The 16,882-nt window shown below is 58.1% G+C and carries 16 protein-coding genes and 1 pseudogene; 12 read left to right on the forward strand and 5 right to left on the reverse strand.

Annotated elements, in window-relative coordinates:
- Positions 1–10: 10 nt before the first annotated feature.
- Both D0Y60_RS18300 and D0Y60_RS18305 read left to right on the forward strand, forming a co-directional pair.
- Complete coding sequence (locus D0Y60_RS18300; protein WP_117371414.1) at positions 11–751, forward strand: response regulator transcription factor; 741 nt, start codon at positions 11–13, stop codon at positions 749–751.
- A complete protein-coding gene (locus D0Y60_RS18305) occupies positions 748–2,898 on the forward strand; it encodes an ATP-binding protein (RefSeq protein ID WP_117371415.1) in 2,151 nt (716 codons plus the stop codon). The genes D0Y60_RS18300 and D0Y60_RS18305 overlap by 4 nt, the downstream gene beginning before the upstream one ends.
- 582 nt (positions 2,899–3,480) lie before the next feature.
- On the opposite strand, the pseudogene D0Y60_RS25080 reads toward D0Y60_RS18305, so the two are convergent.
- Together D0Y60_RS25080 and D0Y60_RS18315 are read right to left on the reverse strand one after the other, a co-directional pair.
- Positions 3,481–3,705: pseudogene (locus D0Y60_RS25080) on the reverse strand (amidohydrolase); the annotation flags it as partial.
- 41 nt (positions 3,706–3,746) lie between these two features.
- Positions 3,747–4,598, reverse strand: coding sequence for an AraC family transcriptional regulator (locus D0Y60_RS18315; protein ID WP_117371416.1), 852 nt, complete (start codon positions 4,596–4,598; stop codon positions 3,747–3,749).
- Between the two features lie 127 nt (positions 4,599–4,725).
- On the opposite strand from D0Y60_RS18315, the gene D0Y60_RS25085 reads away from it, so the two are divergent.
- The gene (locus D0Y60_RS25085; RefSeq protein WP_245409224.1) at positions 4,726–5,673 is read left to right on the forward strand and encodes a lysophospholipase; all 948 of its coding nucleotides are present in this window, start codon (positions 4,726–4,728) and stop codon (positions 5,671–5,673) included.
- A 117-nt stretch (positions 5,674–5,790) separates the two neighbouring features.
- Positions 5,791–6,201, forward strand: a complete 411-nt coding sequence (locus D0Y60_RS18325; RefSeq protein WP_117371417.1) for an ester cyclase — start codon at positions 5,791–5,793, stop codon at positions 6,199–6,201.
- Between the two features lie 9 nt (positions 6,202–6,210).
- Here D0Y60_RS18325 and D0Y60_RS18330 read toward each other — a convergent pair whose 3' ends face one another.
- Complete coding sequence (locus D0Y60_RS18330; RefSeq protein WP_117371418.1) at positions 6,211–6,639, reverse strand: MarR family transcriptional regulator; 429 nt, start codon at positions 6,637–6,639, stop codon at positions 6,211–6,213.
- Positions 6,640–7,312: 673 nt separating this feature from the next.
- Positions 7,313–8,236 (reverse strand): AraC family transcriptional regulator, encoded by a 924-nt coding sequence (locus tag D0Y60_RS18335; protein WP_117371548.1) that lies wholly within the window; start codon positions 8,234–8,236, stop codon positions 7,313–7,315.
- A gap of 242 nt (positions 8,237–8,478) precedes the next feature.
- Between D0Y60_RS18335 and D0Y60_RS18340 the strand changes: the two genes are divergently transcribed.
- The 8 genes from D0Y60_RS18340 to D0Y60_RS18375 all read left to right on the forward strand — a co-directional run bounded on the left by D0Y60_RS18340 (position 8,479) and on the right by D0Y60_RS18375 (position 15,698).
- Entirely contained in the window at positions 8,479–9,909 is a 1,431-nt protein-coding gene (locus D0Y60_RS18340) for an extracellular solute-binding protein (RefSeq protein WP_117371419.1), read from the forward strand.
- Positions 9,910–10,038: 129 nt separating this feature from the next.
- Entirely contained in the window at positions 10,039–10,917 is an 879-nt protein-coding gene (locus tag D0Y60_RS18345; protein WP_112691426.1) for a sugar ABC transporter permease, read from the forward strand.
- Positions 10,914–11,747 (forward strand): carbohydrate ABC transporter permease, encoded by an 834-nt coding sequence (locus tag D0Y60_RS18350; RefSeq protein WP_117371420.1) that lies wholly within the window; start codon positions 10,914–10,916, stop codon positions 11,745–11,747. Before D0Y60_RS18345 ends, D0Y60_RS18350 begins: the two co-directional genes overlap by 4 nt.
- 4 nt (positions 11,748–11,751) lie before the next feature.
- The gene (locus D0Y60_RS18355; RefSeq protein WP_199564228.1) at positions 11,752–11,955 is read left to right on the forward strand and encodes a DUF2160 family membrane protein; all 204 of its coding nucleotides are present in this window, start codon (positions 11,752–11,754) and stop codon (positions 11,953–11,955) included.
- A gap of 4 nt (positions 11,956–11,959) precedes the next feature.
- Positions 11,960–13,000 (forward strand): NAD(P)-dependent alcohol dehydrogenase, encoded by a 1,041-nt coding sequence (locus D0Y60_RS18360; protein WP_117371422.1) that lies wholly within the window; start codon positions 11,960–11,962, stop codon positions 12,998–13,000.
- 122 nt (positions 13,001–13,122) lie between these two features.
- On the forward strand, positions 13,123–14,193 hold the full coding sequence (ugpC, locus tag D0Y60_RS18365; protein WP_117371423.1) for a sn-glycerol-3-phosphate ABC transporter ATP-binding protein UgpC: 1,071 nt from the start codon (positions 13,123–13,125) through the stop codon (positions 14,191–14,193).
- A 24-nt stretch (positions 14,194–14,217) separates the two neighbouring features.
- Positions 14,218–14,946 carry an SDR family oxidoreductase gene (locus tag D0Y60_RS18370; protein WP_117371424.1) on the forward strand — a complete coding sequence of 243 codons (729 nt, stop codon included), beginning with the start codon at positions 14,218–14,220 and terminating at the stop codon, positions 14,944–14,946.
- A 23-nt stretch (positions 14,947–14,969) separates the two neighbouring features.
- Positions 14,970–15,698, forward strand: coding sequence for an SDR family oxidoreductase (locus tag D0Y60_RS18375; protein WP_117371425.1), 729 nt, complete (start codon positions 14,970–14,972; stop codon positions 15,696–15,698).
- A gap of 761 nt (positions 15,699–16,459) precedes the next feature.
- On the opposite strand, the gene D0Y60_RS18380 is transcribed toward D0Y60_RS18375, so the two are convergent.
- Positions 16,460–16,660, reverse strand: coding sequence for a hypothetical protein (locus tag D0Y60_RS18380; RefSeq protein ID WP_117371426.1), 201 nt, complete (start codon positions 16,658–16,660; stop codon positions 16,460–16,462).
- Positions 16,661–16,882: the final 222 nt, after the last annotated feature.

The raw sequence follows: 16,882 nt of genomic DNA on the forward strand, positions 1-16,882 counted from the left end.
GGACTGCAACGTGTTGAACCAAAAGGTGAAAATTCTGATCGTCGAAGACGATCCGGATATGGCGGAGCTTATCTGTGATCTGGTGGAGGCAGAGGGTTGGATACCCGTGACGGCGCCCTCCGCCGAGGCAGCGCAAGATCGATTGCTGCACGAGACGGTTCAACTGGTTCTGGTCGACCACAATCTGCCGGGCCTCTCCGGCCGAGCCTTTGCGCAGCGTTTGAGGGCGCAGACCGATGTCGGCATTGTCATGGTGACGGCAGCGGGAAGCGCGACGGATCGGGTGCTGGGGCTGGAGACGGCTGCGGACGACTACGTGGTCAAACCGTTCGAACCCAACGAACTCACCGCCCGGATCAAGGCGGTTCTCCGTCGTACCCATCCCCAGCTACGCCACGAGAGGGAGAGTGAGCGTGAACAGCCGTCAACGGCGCTCAGGCTCGGCGAATGGGCCGTGGATCTCGGTCAACGCCGCGCCGTTTGCCTCGCCGATCCGACGAAGACGCTGACGTCCGCCGAATTCGCCTTGCTGGAGATCCTCGCCGAGACCCCGAATACGCCTGTCAGCCGCGCGCAGATCCTCGACCGCATGGGGGCCGACTCTGATCGTTTCGTGGATCGAAACGTCGATGTTCTGGTCCTGCGGCTCAGGCGTAAGATCGAGCGCAACCCCGACCTGCCCCGCCATATCCAAACGCGACGCGGCAAGGGTTATGTGCTGCACACCGATGAAGCCGGATTATCACCTTGATCAACCGCGCCTTCCTCTCCTCCATCGCCTTTCGATTGCCCTTCGCAATCGCCTTCATCTGCGTCTCGGTTGTCATACTTTCGACCGTCGCCATCTACGGCCTGCAGAGGGCGCGCAGTGAAATGTCGGCCTACAGCGTGCAGGCCTTTTCAAGCCTCGCCAAGGCCTCGCTGGTATCTAGGCAAGTTTCCGACCTTGTTTCGAGCGCGCCATTCCTGATGAATGCCACTTCTCCCTATCGTGTTTCGAGCGAAAGCCGCGCCGTGGTCGCGCAGGTAGAGACACTTCTGGAGACCATGGCACCGGATAAGTCCGGCGCTGCCATACCGGGCACCGGCGCGCACCGGATCATTGAACTGCTCGAGAGCATCGAGGCCCAGACACTGGCACTTGCGGCAAATGCAGATGCCGCACAGGTACACAAGGCCGAAGCGGCCGTCGCACTCGGAGAGATCGCGACCGCTCGCGCCATTCAGGATCAGGAGCTACGGCAGCGTCTGAACGACATCGCACAATCAGCCTCCACCTCGGACAGTCTTTTCCAGCTTGGCGAACTTCAACGACGTTTCGTCGCCGAGACGACCGTCCGAATGCTGGTACCAGGCCCCAACTTGAGGGTCTCGCCTGAGCAACTGGAACCCTACCGTCGGATCTTTGAGGCACAGACCCGTTACCTGCTGGAGATGTTCACCATCCGCGCATCGGTCTCACGGCTGCACACAGTCTCGCGCGACCTTTCGCATGCAACCGAAACCCAGAGCGCATTCGTTGCCAGCGCGCTGAACAAGAATCTCGAAGCCACCTCAAGCGCATTGCGCCAACTGCTTGTCATGATCGTGCTCGCATCCTTCGCGGTCGTTATCCTCGCTATTCTCTCAATTCGCTCAGTTATGCGCGTTTCACACGGAATAGGTGACCTCTCGCGCGGCATGAATGCGCTGGCTCGCGGAGAGGAAAATGTCGGGCCGCCCGTTTATGCTGGGACTGAAACGGAGCTGATCCGCTTGCTTGACGCCTTTCGCGCTTTCAAGGAGAGCGTCGATCGCGTGTCCCGTCTGAGACGCACGGCAGAAGCGGCTGCTCGGACGATCCGATCCACTTTCCGGACAATGAATGAAGGCATCGCCCTCTTCGATCCGACAGGTAGGCCGATCACCATGAACCGCCGCATCATCGAACTGATGCGGCAAACGGGATCCTCGCGAAAAATGTCGCTGAGACGGTTCGTTGGAACGGTCCCGGAGATCGATCCCCTTCTTATGCCCACCGAAAATGAGAGCGGATCGCTTGTCGAGCGTCAGATGCTGCGGCACCGGTTTGCTGACGACCAGGTGGTGGAGATTTCTGCATCAAGGCAACCTGACGGCGGCGTGGTGCTGCTCGCCCGCGACGTGACGGCCATGGATCGCCAGGAGATCGAGGCGGCCCGCGCCCAGCGCCTGGATGTGGTCATGCGCATGACGCATCAGGTAAGCCACGAGGTTGGCAACATGATCGGGATCATCACCGGTAGTCTTGGCCTACTGGAGCGCGAACCAGAGTTCACCGAACGGCAGAAGCGGCACCTCGGGCGCATACGAAAGGCCGCTGAACGAGGGCGCGCACTCGCCTCCAGCATGTTATCCGTCGGTAGCCAGCAGCAGATACGGCCAGCCTCGATAGACATCGCCACGATCCTTCAAGGGATGGCCGATGTTCTGGAAATGGCAATTGGCGCCCGCAATCGTCTGGAGCTGGAGCTCGCCACCAATCTGCCAACCGTTAGCCTTGATCCTGCGCTGCTCGAGCAATCCATTCTGAATCTTTGCCTCAACGCGTCGGCCGCCATGCCGGATGGCGGAACAGTCCGAATTGAAGCGCGCGGGGAGGCAAACACGGTCACCATCGCAGTCATCGACGAAGGTGTCGGCATGTCGCCCGAAGTTCTCGACCAAGCGATGGAACCCTACTTCACTACGAGGTCGAAAACCGGAGGATCAGGCCTCGGGCTCGCCATGGTCTATGGGTTCGTCCGCCAGTCTGGTGGTGAAGTTAGGATTACCTCTCGCTTAGGCGAAGGCACACGCGTGGAGCTTTGTTTCCTTCCGTCGAAGTCGGATGCGACGTCGTGGCAGGCTGAACACGAGCGGGTCCGAGCTCACCATTGAAGGCCTCTAGCCCTCACCATTCAACCGAGCATCACAGGAACATGGATAACCGAAAGCGGAAATAATTGCCGCTCTCGCCATGTTGACGTCGGCCCAAAGCCAGGGCACAAAGATGGCATCCACGGTCGCTCACGGCAGGAAAACACAGGGAAAATCAAAGGCCGCTTACTTAAGCCTTTGAAATCATGTGAGAATCCAGGTTCTCCAGGCAAGCTATTTTAGGCCGGCTTTCTGCTGAAAATCAGCGACTGTTTCTCACAGAAAAAAGCGGCACCTTCTCAACAACTTGAGCATTCGTGGCTGGTGTTCTTGAGGCCATCCGTCGTGCTAAAACGGGGTCTCGCAAAATGGCTGGGGACCCTCTAGCGATGACCGCAACGGAGGCCAGTGGTTAGATCAAAAACACAGCACGGGGCCAAGAAGCTACGCAAACCTGTAACCGGATGCTGCCGAAGCGCTTGGCGGCGTTGTATCTAGACAGGCTTACGCGTCTTCCCAATGCGGCTCTATGAGGTTGCGCCACGACGCGCTGGAGCCTACTCACCTGCGGGCTCCAAAGGCCCCAAACAACCACTATTTCGGTTAGCAGGATTTCATCGATAAGTTTGTGCTCGGCATAATATGATCCAGGATCGGACAAACATATGGCTCATTTTGCATGGCGGTTTGCCACTCGTCCTTCGCTTTAGCTAAAAGGTCTGGTGAGGTCGCCAGATCCAAACCAGTCGAAGCGAGAGCTTTTGCTGCGTGCACCATTGCTTTATGAGCGGCCGGATTTCTTCCCTGCGCTACCACCTGCCACGTATGCTGTCGATTCCTTCAGCTCGGTTACTGAAGCCCGCTTCTCGTCACGGCATGTCCTTTCGAGGAGGTGCACCGAACTGAGCCGTGTATTCTCTGCTGAATTGAGAGGCGCTTTCATAGCCAACAGCAAAGGCAACGCTGGACACAGTCCGCGCCTCCAGAAGGAGACGACGTGCCTCGTGGAGCCGGACCATCTTGTGGTAGGCGCCCGGGCTGAGATTTGTCACAGATTTGAAGCGCCGATGAAACGTCGTAACTCCCATTCCCGCGATCTTTGCCAGCAGATCGATGCTCACTTTTTCTCGGGAATTGGCCTTGATCCAGTCGATGGCACGTTGAATCTGCGCCGACTGGCCACCTACCCGTAGCGCATCTCGCAGATGATGGCCCTGCGGGCTCTGGCCTACGCGATACAGCAGTTCGCGCGTGTAGAGAGGGGCAAGATGAGCTGCATCTGCCGGCATCTCCATCAATGCGGTCAGGCGCGTCAGAACATCGGCGATTGGCCCTGACATAGAGCCAACTGCGAAGGCAGGGCCCGCTTCCAGCGGCAGAGCGGGAAGCATCTCAAGAGCGCCTTCGCGGGCGAGGTCACGTGAAAGCCTGATCTCGATCCCGAGAAAAGGCTTCTCACTCGACGCCTGCAAGACCCGTGCATTTACCGGGACGTCCACCGACAGGATGAGAAAGTGCGCTGCGCCATAGGTGAGTGATTCACGGCCAATCGAAAGCTGTTTTTCTCCTTGAAGCACGAAATAAATCATCGGCTCATACATCAGCGCCTCGTAGCCGGTCGTTCGCTCGGTCCTGCGAAGAGCGAGGTTCGGGATGAGGTTCGGGAGTACGGCGTGCTTGCTAAGCCGGTCAGTCAAATTGCGCAGTTCTGATAGGCTCATAGCGATGACTAATCACGGAAGATGAACAATAACGGCAGAATTGGCAGGATCGGGCAAGACGAAGGCAGGATCTGGCTCATGGATGCTTTCTCATGCCCCCACATCAGCGGTGTTACCAATGGAGGGAATGAACACCATGACTCATTTCGCTGAAACCCCTGCTTCGGAAGAAACACGCGAAACGCTCAAAGGGATTGCCACACAGATCGGCTACCCGATCCGTGCACCTCTGCTCAAGAGCCCGCAAGACTATGGCCTCCGGTATGAGAGAGTATCTTTTCTCTCGCTTGACGGAGTGCCACTTGAGGCTTGGTTCATCCCACGCGAGGGATCAGACAAACTCATCATCGCCAATAACCCCTTATGGTTCAACCGCTATGGTCTGCCTGCCCACCTCGAGCCTTGGAAGTCGATCGGCGGCCCTCTCAACGCATTTGAGGTGAATTACGTCCCCGACTACAAGATCCTGCACGACGAAGGATACAATGTGCTCGCTTATGACATGCGCAATCTCGGACAGAGCGGCAGCGCCAATGGTGGGATCAGCAGCGGAGGCCGCTTTGAAGCGCGAGATGTTCTTGGATCGATCCAGTATGCCCGAACCAACCCGCGGCTTAGGGATATGATCATCGGGCTGTTCAGCCGCTGCCAGGGCTGCAATGCGACCATTTATGCCATGGCGGAGTCTCCTGATGCATTTGAAGGAGTTCGCTGCATGGTGGCCCCTCAGCCTCTGTCCGTGCGTGTGGCGATCGAACAGCTTCTCGCGGCCATGGGCCTGGATGAACACATCAACACTGTCGAGCAAGAACTGATGGCGATCAACAGCTTCAGGCTGGATGAGATGTCCCCGGTACCATTTGCAAGACACGTCCGGATTCCCACGCTTCTCTATCAGGTGAAGGACGACGCCTTGACAAGGCCTGATGACATTCAGGGCATGTTCGACAACATCCCCATCCCGGAAAAGGAGCTGATCTGGATCGAGGGAACCTCGTCACGCTGGGACGGCTACTTGTATTTTCAGCGGAAGCCTGAACGCATGATCGCTTGGTTCAATCAGTACATGAACTGATGGAAGCCGAAAGCTCAAGGCATTGGGAGGGCCTCCAATTGCAAAAGAGATAAAACGCACCTATAAACGATATATACAGTCAGACTGTATATATCGTTTATCCTTGAAGGGTCGACAATGTCTAATGAGAACAAGGAAGTGGTCCGCCGCTTCAACATCGAAGTGATCCAGAATGGCAACGAAGCCGTGTTTCAGGCTCTGATGTCTCCCAGCTTCATAAATCACTCCGCCCCCCAAAACATGCCTCGCGGTCCTGAAAGCATGTGGAACACCTTTGAGAGCGTTCTACGTCCCGCTCTGTCGAACCTGAAAATAGAGATCCACGACCAGATCGCTGAGGGAGACAAGGTCACCACCCGGAAAACCATCAGCGGAATTCACTCTGGCCCGCTGTTCGACATTCCGGCGACAGGACGAGAGGTGACAATTAGCGTCATCGATATCGTGAGAATTGAAGGCGGCAGATATGCGGAGCATTGGGGCTTGAACACGCTGTCGAACGTGATTGCCGCTCTGTCGAAGGACTGATCTGTCTCGCTAGCAGAGCCGTTCGATGATGCGGATGGCCGCTTCGAGCGTTCGTCTGTCCTCTTCGGACAGGCGCTCCTCGATCCGTTCGGCGATCTGCGCCGTTCGGGCTTGGCGGGCGCGGGTTAACCGCGCACGCCCCTCCTCAGTGAGGAAAAGAAGTTCGCTGCGCCGGTCCGCCGGATTGGGCATCTTGTCAATGAGGCCCTCGATTTCCAACTGACCGACAACCAGCCGCATGCTTTGGTGGCGAACGTTGCGACGGTCGGCCAGTTGGGCAACACTGAGTGGCCCCTCCCGATCCAAAAGCGACAGTGTTTCTGACTGCGAAGTTGTCGGTGTCTGTGCCCCGGACCTTATGTCGCGGATGAAGCTGCCGAGCGCATGACGGAGCGTTTCAGCAAGCGTGAGCGCATCTATCTGACTACTGGAGCTCATCTTTTGATTTTCATTTCTTCGGTGCGACCTCAGGACAGCGATTCCGCAACCCTTCGCAGTGCGAGGATCAACCGCAGGATGACTGCCAGAAATAGGCATCATAAGTAATAGCAGTCTGCAAGAAGGGAAGCAGACCGAGTGCTTTCAGGTCAAGATACAGCTAGCCCCAACGTCACTCGAAGGGCGAAGCGGTTGCACGGAATTGCTCGCCACAGCTCCGACCTCGCACTCCGGAGCGGAAATCATTGCCGCTCTCCCGCCATGTTGACGTCAGCCCAATGCCAAGCATAAAGATGGCATCCAACGGCGCCCTCGGCGGAAAGATATAGGGAAATCAAAGGCTATATTGTTGAGCCTCTGACATCATCTGAGAACCCAGGTCTTCGAGGCAGACTGTTGTAGATCGGTTTTCCGCTGAAACTCCGCGTCCGTTTCTCACAAGAAAAAGTAATGCCTTCTCAACAATCTGAGCAGCCCTGGCCGCCGTTCTTCATGCCATCGTTGTGCGCAAGCAGGCCTCCTAAAGTTGACTGGGGACCCGAAAGCAATTAATTTACGGAAACAAACAGTCGGCTATTGGCGCAACGCATAAGATGAAGCATGCATTTCAAATGCCGATTAATCTGCATGATGTCTTCGTCATGCAGGAAGTGCGAGAGCCCAATCACTGCAACTAAACCGGCACATGACCCGACCCTGCCTGAGCGAGCGGCACAGTCCTGCGGTTTGCCGACAGTTTCCGGTACCTTGTCGGCGTGAGATTGTGGTGTCGGAGAAAGACACGATTGAAGTTCGAGAGATTGCGATAGCCCACTTCGAAGCAGATGTCCGTGATCGGCATCGAGGTATCGGTCAGTAGCTGGCCCGCCTTCCAGATCCGAAGCTTATTGACATGGTCAGTAAAGCTGTTGCCGCTGTTCTTCTTGAAAAATCTCGAAAAGGAACTGTCGCTCATACCGACCATTCGTGCCATGTCCGGCAAGCGGATATCTTCCGAGAGATTTGCGAAGATATATGCAAAGACCTGTTGCAAGGCTTCGAGGGAACCATAGCTCAGGTCCGGCACATAAGCCTCCGAAGACAGGATATCGACTTCGTCAGTGTCGCGCAGCAGCGAGAGCAATGACAAAAAGGTCGCAAGGCGTGCCGATCCCGTCTGAAACTCCATGTCGAGTATCAGCGCTTCTGCCTTTTCCCTCGCCCGCCCCTTGAATGAGAGCCCACGTTGCGCGCGGACGAAGAAATCGCGCAGCCCCGCAAGTTCCGGAAGAAACGCAGAGGCCTGCTCCAGCTTTGACGGCAAGAACTGGATGACAATATCGCGCCCAGGAATGCGCTCACCGTCACCAAGTGGCGTGACCCAGTCATGCGGCAGGTTGCTTCCGATCAAGGAAATATGGCCCGGCGTAAACGCGCCGACATGATCACCTGCAAGCAGAACACCGCTGGCATTGGGAATGTAATGGATCTCCACCTCCGGGTGGAAATTCCAGACATTGCGTTCCCACGGATAGTCGTCACGGCGCCAGAGGAATGTCTCGTCAGCGCCAGTCAACACATATTCAAATCTCGCGACCGTTGGCGAAACAACCGATATGGCCACCCCTCCCCTGGCTTTCCAGACTTCGCATCACGTCGACAATCGGTATTAGATTGTGCAACGCACACAAGATTTCATGGATATTCCTGAGATCTCGCGCATTAAAGTATCAGTATGGCGCAACGCCGACGCTTGTGTCCACCCCGTCTTTCCAGAAGTATCGAGGTCCGTTGAGCGCGTCGGAGGAGAGTTTAGCACGCACAACCGGAGCGATTTCGCGATCCAAATGGAGGAGAACAATGAATAATTTTGCAAAAGCCGTGGGCGTCGGCTTCGTCTCGCTTGGCCTTTGGAGTTCAACCGCGCTTGCGCAGGATTCCTGGTGGAAGACTGCCGCGGAGCCGTATCAGGGCGCGACCATTCGGGGCATTTCCGAATCCACCCCGGCGTCGAAATATGTCGAGCAGGTCCTCGGCCCGAAATTTACCGAGGAGACCGGGATCAAGGTCGAATTTGAGGCCACGTCTTGGGACCAGATGTACGACAAGGCGATCAAGGACATGGAGGCCAATACCGGCATCTACGACTTCGTCTACATCGAGCAGGACATTGTCTACACCTATCTGGCCCGCCACTTCCTGGTGGATATCACCAAGTCGCTCGCCGACAACGCAAAGATCGCGTCGCCGGACTTCAAGCCGGAGAACTTCACCACGTTCCTGAACTATTTCAAGGATCCGAAGTCAGGCAACGTCATGGGCGTGCCCATGGAAGCATTCATCAAGCCTTATCTCTACCGCAAGGATCTGTTCGAGGATCCCGCGATCCAGAAAGCCTACAAGGATGCGACCGGTGCGGATCTGAAGCCCGCGACCACGCATGAGGAATACACCCAGATCGCCCAGTTCTTCACGCAATATGGCGCAGACAAGGAGCTTTGGGGCACGACCGTACAGGCCTCGTCGAGCCATCCCGCTGCCTTCTACGAGTTCTTCGAGTCGGTCGCGCCGACCTTTGGCGTCTACAATTGGGGCATCGATGGCACGACCTTCGCCGCCACGGAAGCCAACGGCGGCCAAATGAACTCCGCCGCGGCGAAGAAGGCGCTCAACTACTGGGTCGACCTCCTGAAATACGCGCCGCCGGAATCGACGTCGTCCACTTGGGACGAGGTTGCCGGCACATTTGCCGCCGGCCGCGCCGCCCAGGGCCTCGTCTACGGCGAGAACGCTGCGTGGATCGCGACCGACGAAAGCAAATCGACCGTCGTCGGCAAAGTGGGCGTGGCATTGCCGCCGGTTGAGGCAGGCGTGATGGAAGCGGCCGCATCCGGCAAGGGGTACATCGGCTACTACGATGGCGGCGCCTTCGGCATCCCGCATTCTTCCAAGAACAAGGACGCCTCACTGCTCTTCCTGCAGTATATCGGGCAGGCTTCCGTGCAGACCAATTGGGCGCTGGCCGGCTCCCGCATCGTCATGAACTCGACCTATGACGACCCCAAAATCGTCGAGCAGGACAAGAAGATGAACGGTTACTACACGCTAATGCGTGACGACGGAAAGCTCTTCGCCGGAGCGCCGCCATACCCGTTCCACTCGCAAGTCCTGCAGGTGGTCGCGCCGTTCATCTACAAGGCGATCGTTGGCGAGATCAAGCCGGACGACGCTCTGGACCAGGCCGCCGCTGCGGCCGAAGCTGAACTCGTGAAGCTCGGCTACCGCAAGTAAGAAGCCGCCCCTCCCAGCGGTTGGCGGCCGCCTTCAGCAAGGTGGCCGCCCCTTCCTCACTGGAGGTTGCGGACTTGTTCACAAAGCTGCTGGTCGAATTGATACCAATGACGTCTGACGGAGCGTAGGATGAGACAATCCAACATCGGATGGCTGTTTCTAGCGCCAGCCACCCTAATCCTGTTCGTTGTCGGGTTCATTCCCTTCATTTACATCCTATATGTCGGTTTCTTCGACTGGAACACCAATGCGCTCGATCCCACCCTGCGCTGGGCTGGTCTGCAGAATTACCGCAACCTCGTCTTTGACACGACATTCCTGAACTCGCTTGCGCGCACGCTGGTCTTCGCCTTCATCGTGGTCATCAGCGAGCTGTTGCTGGGCTATGTGCTGGCCCGCGCGCTGATGGCAGACCGTTTGTGGGGCCGCCAGTTCTTTCGGACCATCCATACGCTGCCGATCGTTGTCGCGCCCATTGCAGTCGGCGCGACCTGGCGGCTGCTCTGCGTTCCGGGATTCGGCATCGTTCCCTATTACCTGAAACTGTGGTTCGGCATCGACTACAACATTTCGACCAATGCCTATCACGCCTTCGGCACGGCGATCATCATGGACCTTTGGCACTGGACGCCGTTTGTCACGCTGTCGCTGATGGCGGGGCTCACCGCCCTGCCGAAAGAACCACTCGAGCAGGCGCAGATCGACGGCGGCAACAAGCTGCAGATCTTCTGGTACGTGATCGTGCCGATGCTGAAGCCGGTGTTGCTGACTACCGTCTTCATCCGGCTGATGGACGCCCTTCGCTCCGTCGATGAAATCTGGATGCTGACCAAAGGCGGCCCCGCCGAGGCGACCCGATTCATTGGCCTTCATATCTGGATCAACGTCTTTCCGAAGACGGACTATGGCTACGGCGCCGCCATGTCCCTTCTCACGCTTTACGTCACGATCGTTTTGAGCTGGCTGCTCTTCGTCGCAATGACCGGCCGCAAGGGAGGCGCACAATGAGACGCTCCGGTATAGGTTCCTTCGTCCTCTGGATTGGCTTGACCTTCCTGACGCTTCTTCCGGTCTGGTGGATGCTGGTCGTTTCGATGCGGCCTCGGGTGAAGCTGTATTCGAAATCAGTCCTCATCGACGATCTCTACTGGGACAATTTTCTGGCCGTCCTGAACAGCTCGACCTTCCTGCAATATCTCTGGAATTCGATGGTCGTGGCGACATCGAATGCAGCGCTTGTCTGCGCGCTCGGCCTGCTCGCTGCGTTCGGGCTGTCGCGTTACAAGATCAGCGGCGGTGACAACGTATTCTTCTGGCTGATCACCAACCGCATGGCGCCGCCTGCCGTCTTTCTGTTGCCGCTCTTTTTGCTGTTCACCAAATGGTTCGTCTTCGGCGACTTCATGTTGTTCGACACGAAAATCGGTCTGATCCTCCTTTACTGTGTGTTCAACCTGCCCTTCGCCATCTGGCTCCTGAAAGGCATGCTGGACGGGATACCGCTGGAGCTGGACGAAGCGGCACGCGTCGATGGGGCGACAACCGGCCAAGTGCTCTCCCACGTCATCCTGCCGCTGGCACGCCCCGGATTGGCCGTCACCTTCATCCTCACCTGGATCTTCGCCTGGAATGAGTACTTGTTCGCAGCAACGCTCACCTCGTCGGCTGACGCCAGAACCGTGACGACAGCGCTCGCCGAATATGTCTCGGTCACCGGAACGAACTGGGGCGAGATGGCGGCCATGGCGTTCCTGACCACGCTCCCGGCTCTGGTCGTGCTCGGCTTCGTCCAGAAGCACATCGTGACCGGCCTGACGTTCGGCGCATTGAAAGGATAAATTGATGGCTGCCATTCAACCCCAGAAATCCGAGCGCGACGGGTTCCTACCGATCCGCACCAACGGCTTCGACAGAGGCTTCATCTCGGTCGTGATCCTGATCCTGGTGCATCTTCTGTGGATGCGCTTTCTTGAGGGCGTGCTGCCTCTGTGGGTGGCGACGGTGCTCTGCCTGGCCCTCGCCGCATTCATTATCCGAAAGGGCTGAACATATGAGATCGCTCGTTCTCGAACGAAAAGACGAACTGCGCATTCGCGACCTGGACCCGAAAGAGGTGCTCGGTCCCACCGACGTGCGCATTGCCATCAAGACCGTGGGGGTCTGCGGATCGGACGTTCATTATTATACGCACGGCGCCATCGGTCCCTTCGTCGTCCGCGAGCCGATGATCCTCGGCCATGAAGCAGCCGGCATCATCGAAGAGGTCGGCAGCGCGGTCCAGAACCTGAAGGTCGGCGACCGCGTGTGCATGGAGCCCGGCATTCCCGACCCTCAAAGTCGCGCGTCGCGGCTGGGTCTCTACAATCTCGATCCGGCAGTGCGCTTTTGGGCGACCCCCCCGGTGCATGGCGTATTGAGGCCGAGCGTAGTCCACCCGGCGGCCTTTACCTTCAAGCTTCCGGACAATGTTTCCTATGCCGCCGGCGCCATGGTCGAGCCGCTCGCCGTAGGCTTCCACGCTGTCGCCAAGGCAAGGCTGACGCCCGGGGCCATCGCACTGGTTACGGGTGCGGGACCGATTGGCATGGTGACGGCAATCGCGGCACTGTCGGCTGGCTGCGCCAAAGTCATCGTCACCGACGTGGTCGACGAGAAACTTGCCGTGGCGCGCAAGCTCAGCTCAGCCATCGTGACCGTCAACGTGCGATCGCAGGACCTGCAGAGTGTTATCGCCCGGGAAACCGACGCCTGGGGCGTCGATGTGGTTTTCGAATGCTCAGGCGCGGCCGACGTCGTCGCAGACACCGTCCATCATGCCTGCCCCGGCGGCGCCCTTATCTTCGTGGGTATGCCGGTGAAGCCGGTTCTGTTCGATGTCGTCATCTCACAAACCAAGGAACTGCGCGTCGAACATGTATTCCGTTACGCCCATGTCTACCCGCGCATCATTGCGCTCCTGGGCTCCAACCAGATCAACGTCGATGCTCTGATCACCGACACCTACGCCTTCGAGGATTCCATTGAGGCGTTTGACTACGCGGTGCGGCCGAAGCCGTCCTCCGTCAAGATCCAGATCCAACTCGGCACCTGAAATGGATCGACGGACATCGGATCGCAGCACCCCAGGCAGGACACAAGCCATGCTGAAGCTGACCGTTTACCCATCCCGAAAGACCGGCGGCCTCGCCGCTTCAACTGACTGAGGATTGAGATATGGCGACGATAGAGCTCGACCAGGTCGACAAATATTACGGCTCTTACCACGCACTGCGCAACATCTCGTTCGACATCGCGGATGGTGAATTCGTGGTGCTGGTAGGACCTTCTGGTTGCGGCAAGTCTACATTGCTTAGGACCCTTGCCGGCCTCGAAGAAATCACCGGTGGCACGATCAAGCTCGGTGGACATCGCGTCGACAACATCGCAGCGAAGGACCGTGACGTAGCCATGGTGTTCCAGAACTACGCGCTTTATCCGCATATGACGGTCCGGGAGAATATGGCTTTCGCGTTGAAGCTGCGCGGAGAGAACCTGGCCGATCGCAACGCCAAGGTCGACAAGGCTGCAGAGATGTTGCGGCTTACGCCCTATTTGGACCGATATCCGAAAGCGCTCTCCGGTGGTCAGCGGCAGCGTGTCGCCATGGGACGCGCAATGGTTCGTAGTCCAAAAGCGTTCTTTTTCGACGAGCCTTTGTCGAACCTCGACGCCGCACTGCGCGTGGACATGCGTTCAGAGATCAAGGCTCTTCACCAGCGCCTCGGCGCCACATCAGTCTATGTTACGCACGACCAGATCGAAGCCATGACCATGGCGGATCGCATTGTCGTGCTGCGCAGTGGCAAGGTGGAGCAGATCGGGGCGCCTCTGGAGCTTTACGACAGACCGGCCAACACCTTTGTCGCCGGATTCATCGGGTCGCCAGCGATGAACATGCTGCCGGCCACGATCGACCTTGCCTTGAACTCAGCGCGGCTTGCGGACGGGTCGACCCTCCCTCTTCCGCAAGGCACCCGGGCGACCAACGGGCAAGACGTCATCTATGGCGTTCGCCCTGACCAGTGGGTTCTGCACCATGGCGAGATGGGCGTACCGGCGACCGTCGAACTGATCGAGCCGACGGGGGCAGAAATACTCCTCGCTGCCCAATTGGCCGGGCAGCGGATCTTGTGCGCCTTTCGCGAGCGCCACCCGTTGAGGCCGGGGGACAGGATTAGGCTCGATGTCGATCCTGCCGCGGCCCATGTGTTCGACAGGCAAACCGAACTGAGAATCTCACCCTGAGCAAGACGCATCGAGGGATCATCCATGTCAGACTTCACCGGGAAGACGATCATAATTACGGGCGCCGGCAAGGGTATAGGCCGCGCCTGCGTTGAATTGTTCACTCGTCGTGGCGCGCGCATCATCGGGCTTTCGCGCTCCCAGGCCGATCTTGATCATTTGGCGCAAGCCTTTGGCACGACCGTCATTTCGGTCGATCTCGCCGACAATGCCGCAGCACGCGACGCCATGAAGAAGGCAGGGCTCGCAGACGCTCTCGTCAATTGCGCGGGAACGAATGTGCTCGAGAGCGTTCTCGACATGACTGAAAAGGGCTATGAACAGGTTCTCGGCATCAATCTGCGGGCCGCGCTGATTTGTGCTCAGGAATTTGCCCGGGCCCGCATTGCCAACGGCGGAGGCGGTACGATCGTAAACGTGACCTCAATCGCCGGGCATCGTGGTTTCGTGGACCACGTGGCCTATGCCGCTTCGAAGGCCGGACTGGAGGGCGCAACCCGCGTTATGGCCAAGGAACTCGGCGCGCGCGGCATCCGCGTCAATGCAGTGGCGCCGACGGTGACCATGACGGAACTTGCCGCGAAAGCATGGTCAGAGCCCTCCAAACGAGACCCGATGATGGTTCGCCACCCGATGGCGCGTTTCGCAGAGGTCGATGATGTCGCGCGCTCGATCGCGATGCTGATTTCAGAGGACGCGGCCATGATCAGTGGCGCCGTCCTGCCCGTCGACGGCGGCTTCCTTGCCGTCTGAAAAACCAAAAGCGAGAGAAGAAGATGACGAAACCACTCGAAGGAAAGATCGCTGCAGTTACCGGCGCAGCTTCTGGGATTGGGCTTGCAACGACCCGCGCCCTGATCGATGCTGGCGCTAGGGTCGTGATGGTCGACTACAACGGACAGGCGCTCGAGTCCTTCGCCGCCGAGTTTGGTGAGGCTGTTGTCATACAGGTGACCGACCTTCTGGACACAGCAAGCTGTGCAGCCATGGTGCCGGAAATCCTGGCGAAGGTGGACCACATCGATATCCTGCACTGCAATGCAGGATCCTATATTGGCGGCGATCTGATCGAAACCGATGGGGCAGCAATCGATCGGATGCTCAATCTCAACGTGAACGCGGTCATGAAGAACGTGCACGCTGTCGCTCCGCATATGATCGAGCGGGGGACCGGGGACATCCTCGTCACCTGCTCCGTCGCCGGCCATGCGCCGATCCCATGGGAGCCGGTCTATTCCAGTTCCAAATGGGCGATCACCGGTTTCGTGCAGATCATGCGCCGGCAGTTGAAGAACCACGGCATCAGAGTGGGCCAGGTCTCGCCCGGCCCAGTGGTCTCCGCTCTGCTTGCCGATTGGCCCGCGGAGAACCTCGAAAAAGCCAAGGCCAACGGGAGCCTGATTGAGCCCACTGAAGTCTCCGAGGCGATCATCTTCATGTTGACCCGACCGCGCAACGTTACGATCCGGGACATGATTGTCTTGCCGACCAATTTCGACGTGTAGGTCTGGAGAACAAGTCGGTGGAGGCGCGGGATGTCAGGTACTGCGAAGTGACCTGCGGTAGTAACAAGACCCTTCCGCAGGACTGGGGCACTAAGGCGGGGCGTTTCGCCACCACAAAGTCATATGAAGCGCAGGTTCCGCTTCTGCGACAAGCGGCACCTGTGAAACGTCGACGAAGCGGGCGCGATGCCGTGTCGGCAGGTGCTCGCCTCACGTGCGGCCTGGCGCTCCCGAGCGGAAATAATTGCCGCTCTCCCGCCATGTTGACGTCGGCCCAAAGCCAGTGCACAAAGATGGCATCCACGGTCGCTCGCGGCGGGAAAACAGAGGAAAATCAAAGGCTATTTTGCTAAGACTTTGAAATCATGTGAGAATCCAGGTTCCCCAGCCAATCTCCTCCTAAGTCACTTAAATCGGTCGAATGCCTCACGCCAACGTCGGCGGATGCAGGCTTTTTGCTACAATCCGCTGCTACAAAACCGCCTCAAGGCGGCTGGCGGAACCCTTGGCAATATCGAACGTCATCCGCCGTGGCGGAACCTACCATTTCCGGCGAGCGGTGCCGGTCGAGCTTCGTCAACGGATCAGCAGGCGCGAACTGGTTTGCAGCCTCGGAAGCTGCAACGCGAAGACCGCACGGCTTTTTCGGATCAGCTATTCATTCATAGCGTCTCTTGTTTCCCGTCTCTGCCCGGCTTTGGCGCGGGCGCCTGTTAATAGGCCGCCCTCGCAGTCAGGGGCCGGCACGTCAAATCGGCCTGTCATTTCAAGTGAAGGGCGACGATCGACTGTGTGATCAGCCGCATTTGCACGCTGGGGACATGGCGTACCCCGCGCGGTGCGATCTCGTGCATTGCAAGCAACTCGACCGCGGCATCGCGGGTGGCCGCAAACGACGTGGTCTGTTCGTCAAATATCACGAGGCTGGCTTCATCTTTCCAAGCCAAAGGGCGACCTGTCATGACTTGTCGTACAACACACCATCATGTCTTTCCCGAACCTCCACCACGCAACGATCCCGTCGTTGTGTCGCGAGATCATGGATGTGATTCAATTTTGGGTTCATCCGCTCGCGGCTCGGTTCTTATATTGATCCTGCCTGCTGACACTGGTTAAGAGGAACCAGATCCCAAGGACACCCCATGAAATCAGCCATCTACCGCCTGCGGGCGCCACCGTCGCAT

The organism is Shinella sp. WSJ-2 (genome assembly GCF_003432075.1).
Lineage (GTDB): Bacteria > Pseudomonadota > Alphaproteobacteria > Rhizobiales > Rhizobiaceae > Shinella.

Bases quoted from the DNA above. Each gene is read 5' to 3' on its own strand.
- D0Y60_RS18325 (WP_117371417.1), top strand. From the start codon at position 5,791: ATGTCTAATGAGAACAAGGAAGTGGTCCGCCGCTTCAACATCGAAGTG.
- D0Y60_RS18340 (WP_117371419.1), top strand. From the start codon at position 8,479: ATGAATAATTTTGCAAAAGCCGTGGGCGTCGGCTTCGTCTCGCTTGGC.
- D0Y60_RS18330 (WP_117371418.1), bottom strand. From the start codon at position 6,639: ATGAGCTCCAGTAGTCAGATAGATGCGCTCACGCTTGCTGAAACGCTC.
- D0Y60_RS25085 (WP_245409224.1), top strand. From the start codon at position 4,726: ATGAACACCATGACTCATTTCGCTGAAACCCCTGCTTCGGAAGAAACA.
- D0Y60_RS18375 (WP_117371425.1), top strand. From the start codon at position 14,970: ATGACGAAACCACTCGAAGGAAAGATCGCTGCAGTTACCGGCGCAGCT.
- D0Y60_RS18360 (WP_117371422.1), top strand. From the start codon at position 11,960: ATGAGATCGCTCGTTCTCGAACGAAAAGACGAACTGCGCATTCGCGAC.
- D0Y60_RS18380 (WP_117371426.1), bottom strand. From the start codon at position 16,660: ATGACAGGTCGCCCTTTGGCTTGGAAAGATGAAGCCAGCCTCGTGATA.
- D0Y60_RS18370 (WP_117371424.1), top strand. From the start codon at position 14,218: ATGTCAGACTTCACCGGGAAGACGATCATAATTACGGGCGCCGGCAAG.
- ugpC (WP_117371423.1), top strand. From the start codon at position 13,123: ATGGCGACGATAGAGCTCGACCAGGTCGACAAATATTACGGCTCTTAC.
- D0Y60_RS18350 (WP_117371420.1), top strand. From the start codon at position 10,914: ATGAGACGCTCCGGTATAGGTTCCTTCGTCCTCTGGATTGGCTTGACC.
- D0Y60_RS18315 (WP_117371416.1), bottom strand. From the start codon at position 4,598: ATGAGCCTATCAGAACTGCGCAATTTGACTGACCGGCTTAGCAAGCAC.
- D0Y60_RS18355 (WP_199564228.1), top strand. From the start codon at position 11,752: ATGGCTGCCATTCAACCCCAGAAATCCGAGCGCGACGGGTTCCTACCG.
- D0Y60_RS18345 (WP_112691426.1), top strand. From the start codon at position 10,039: ATGAGACAATCCAACATCGGATGGCTGTTTCTAGCGCCAGCCACCCTA.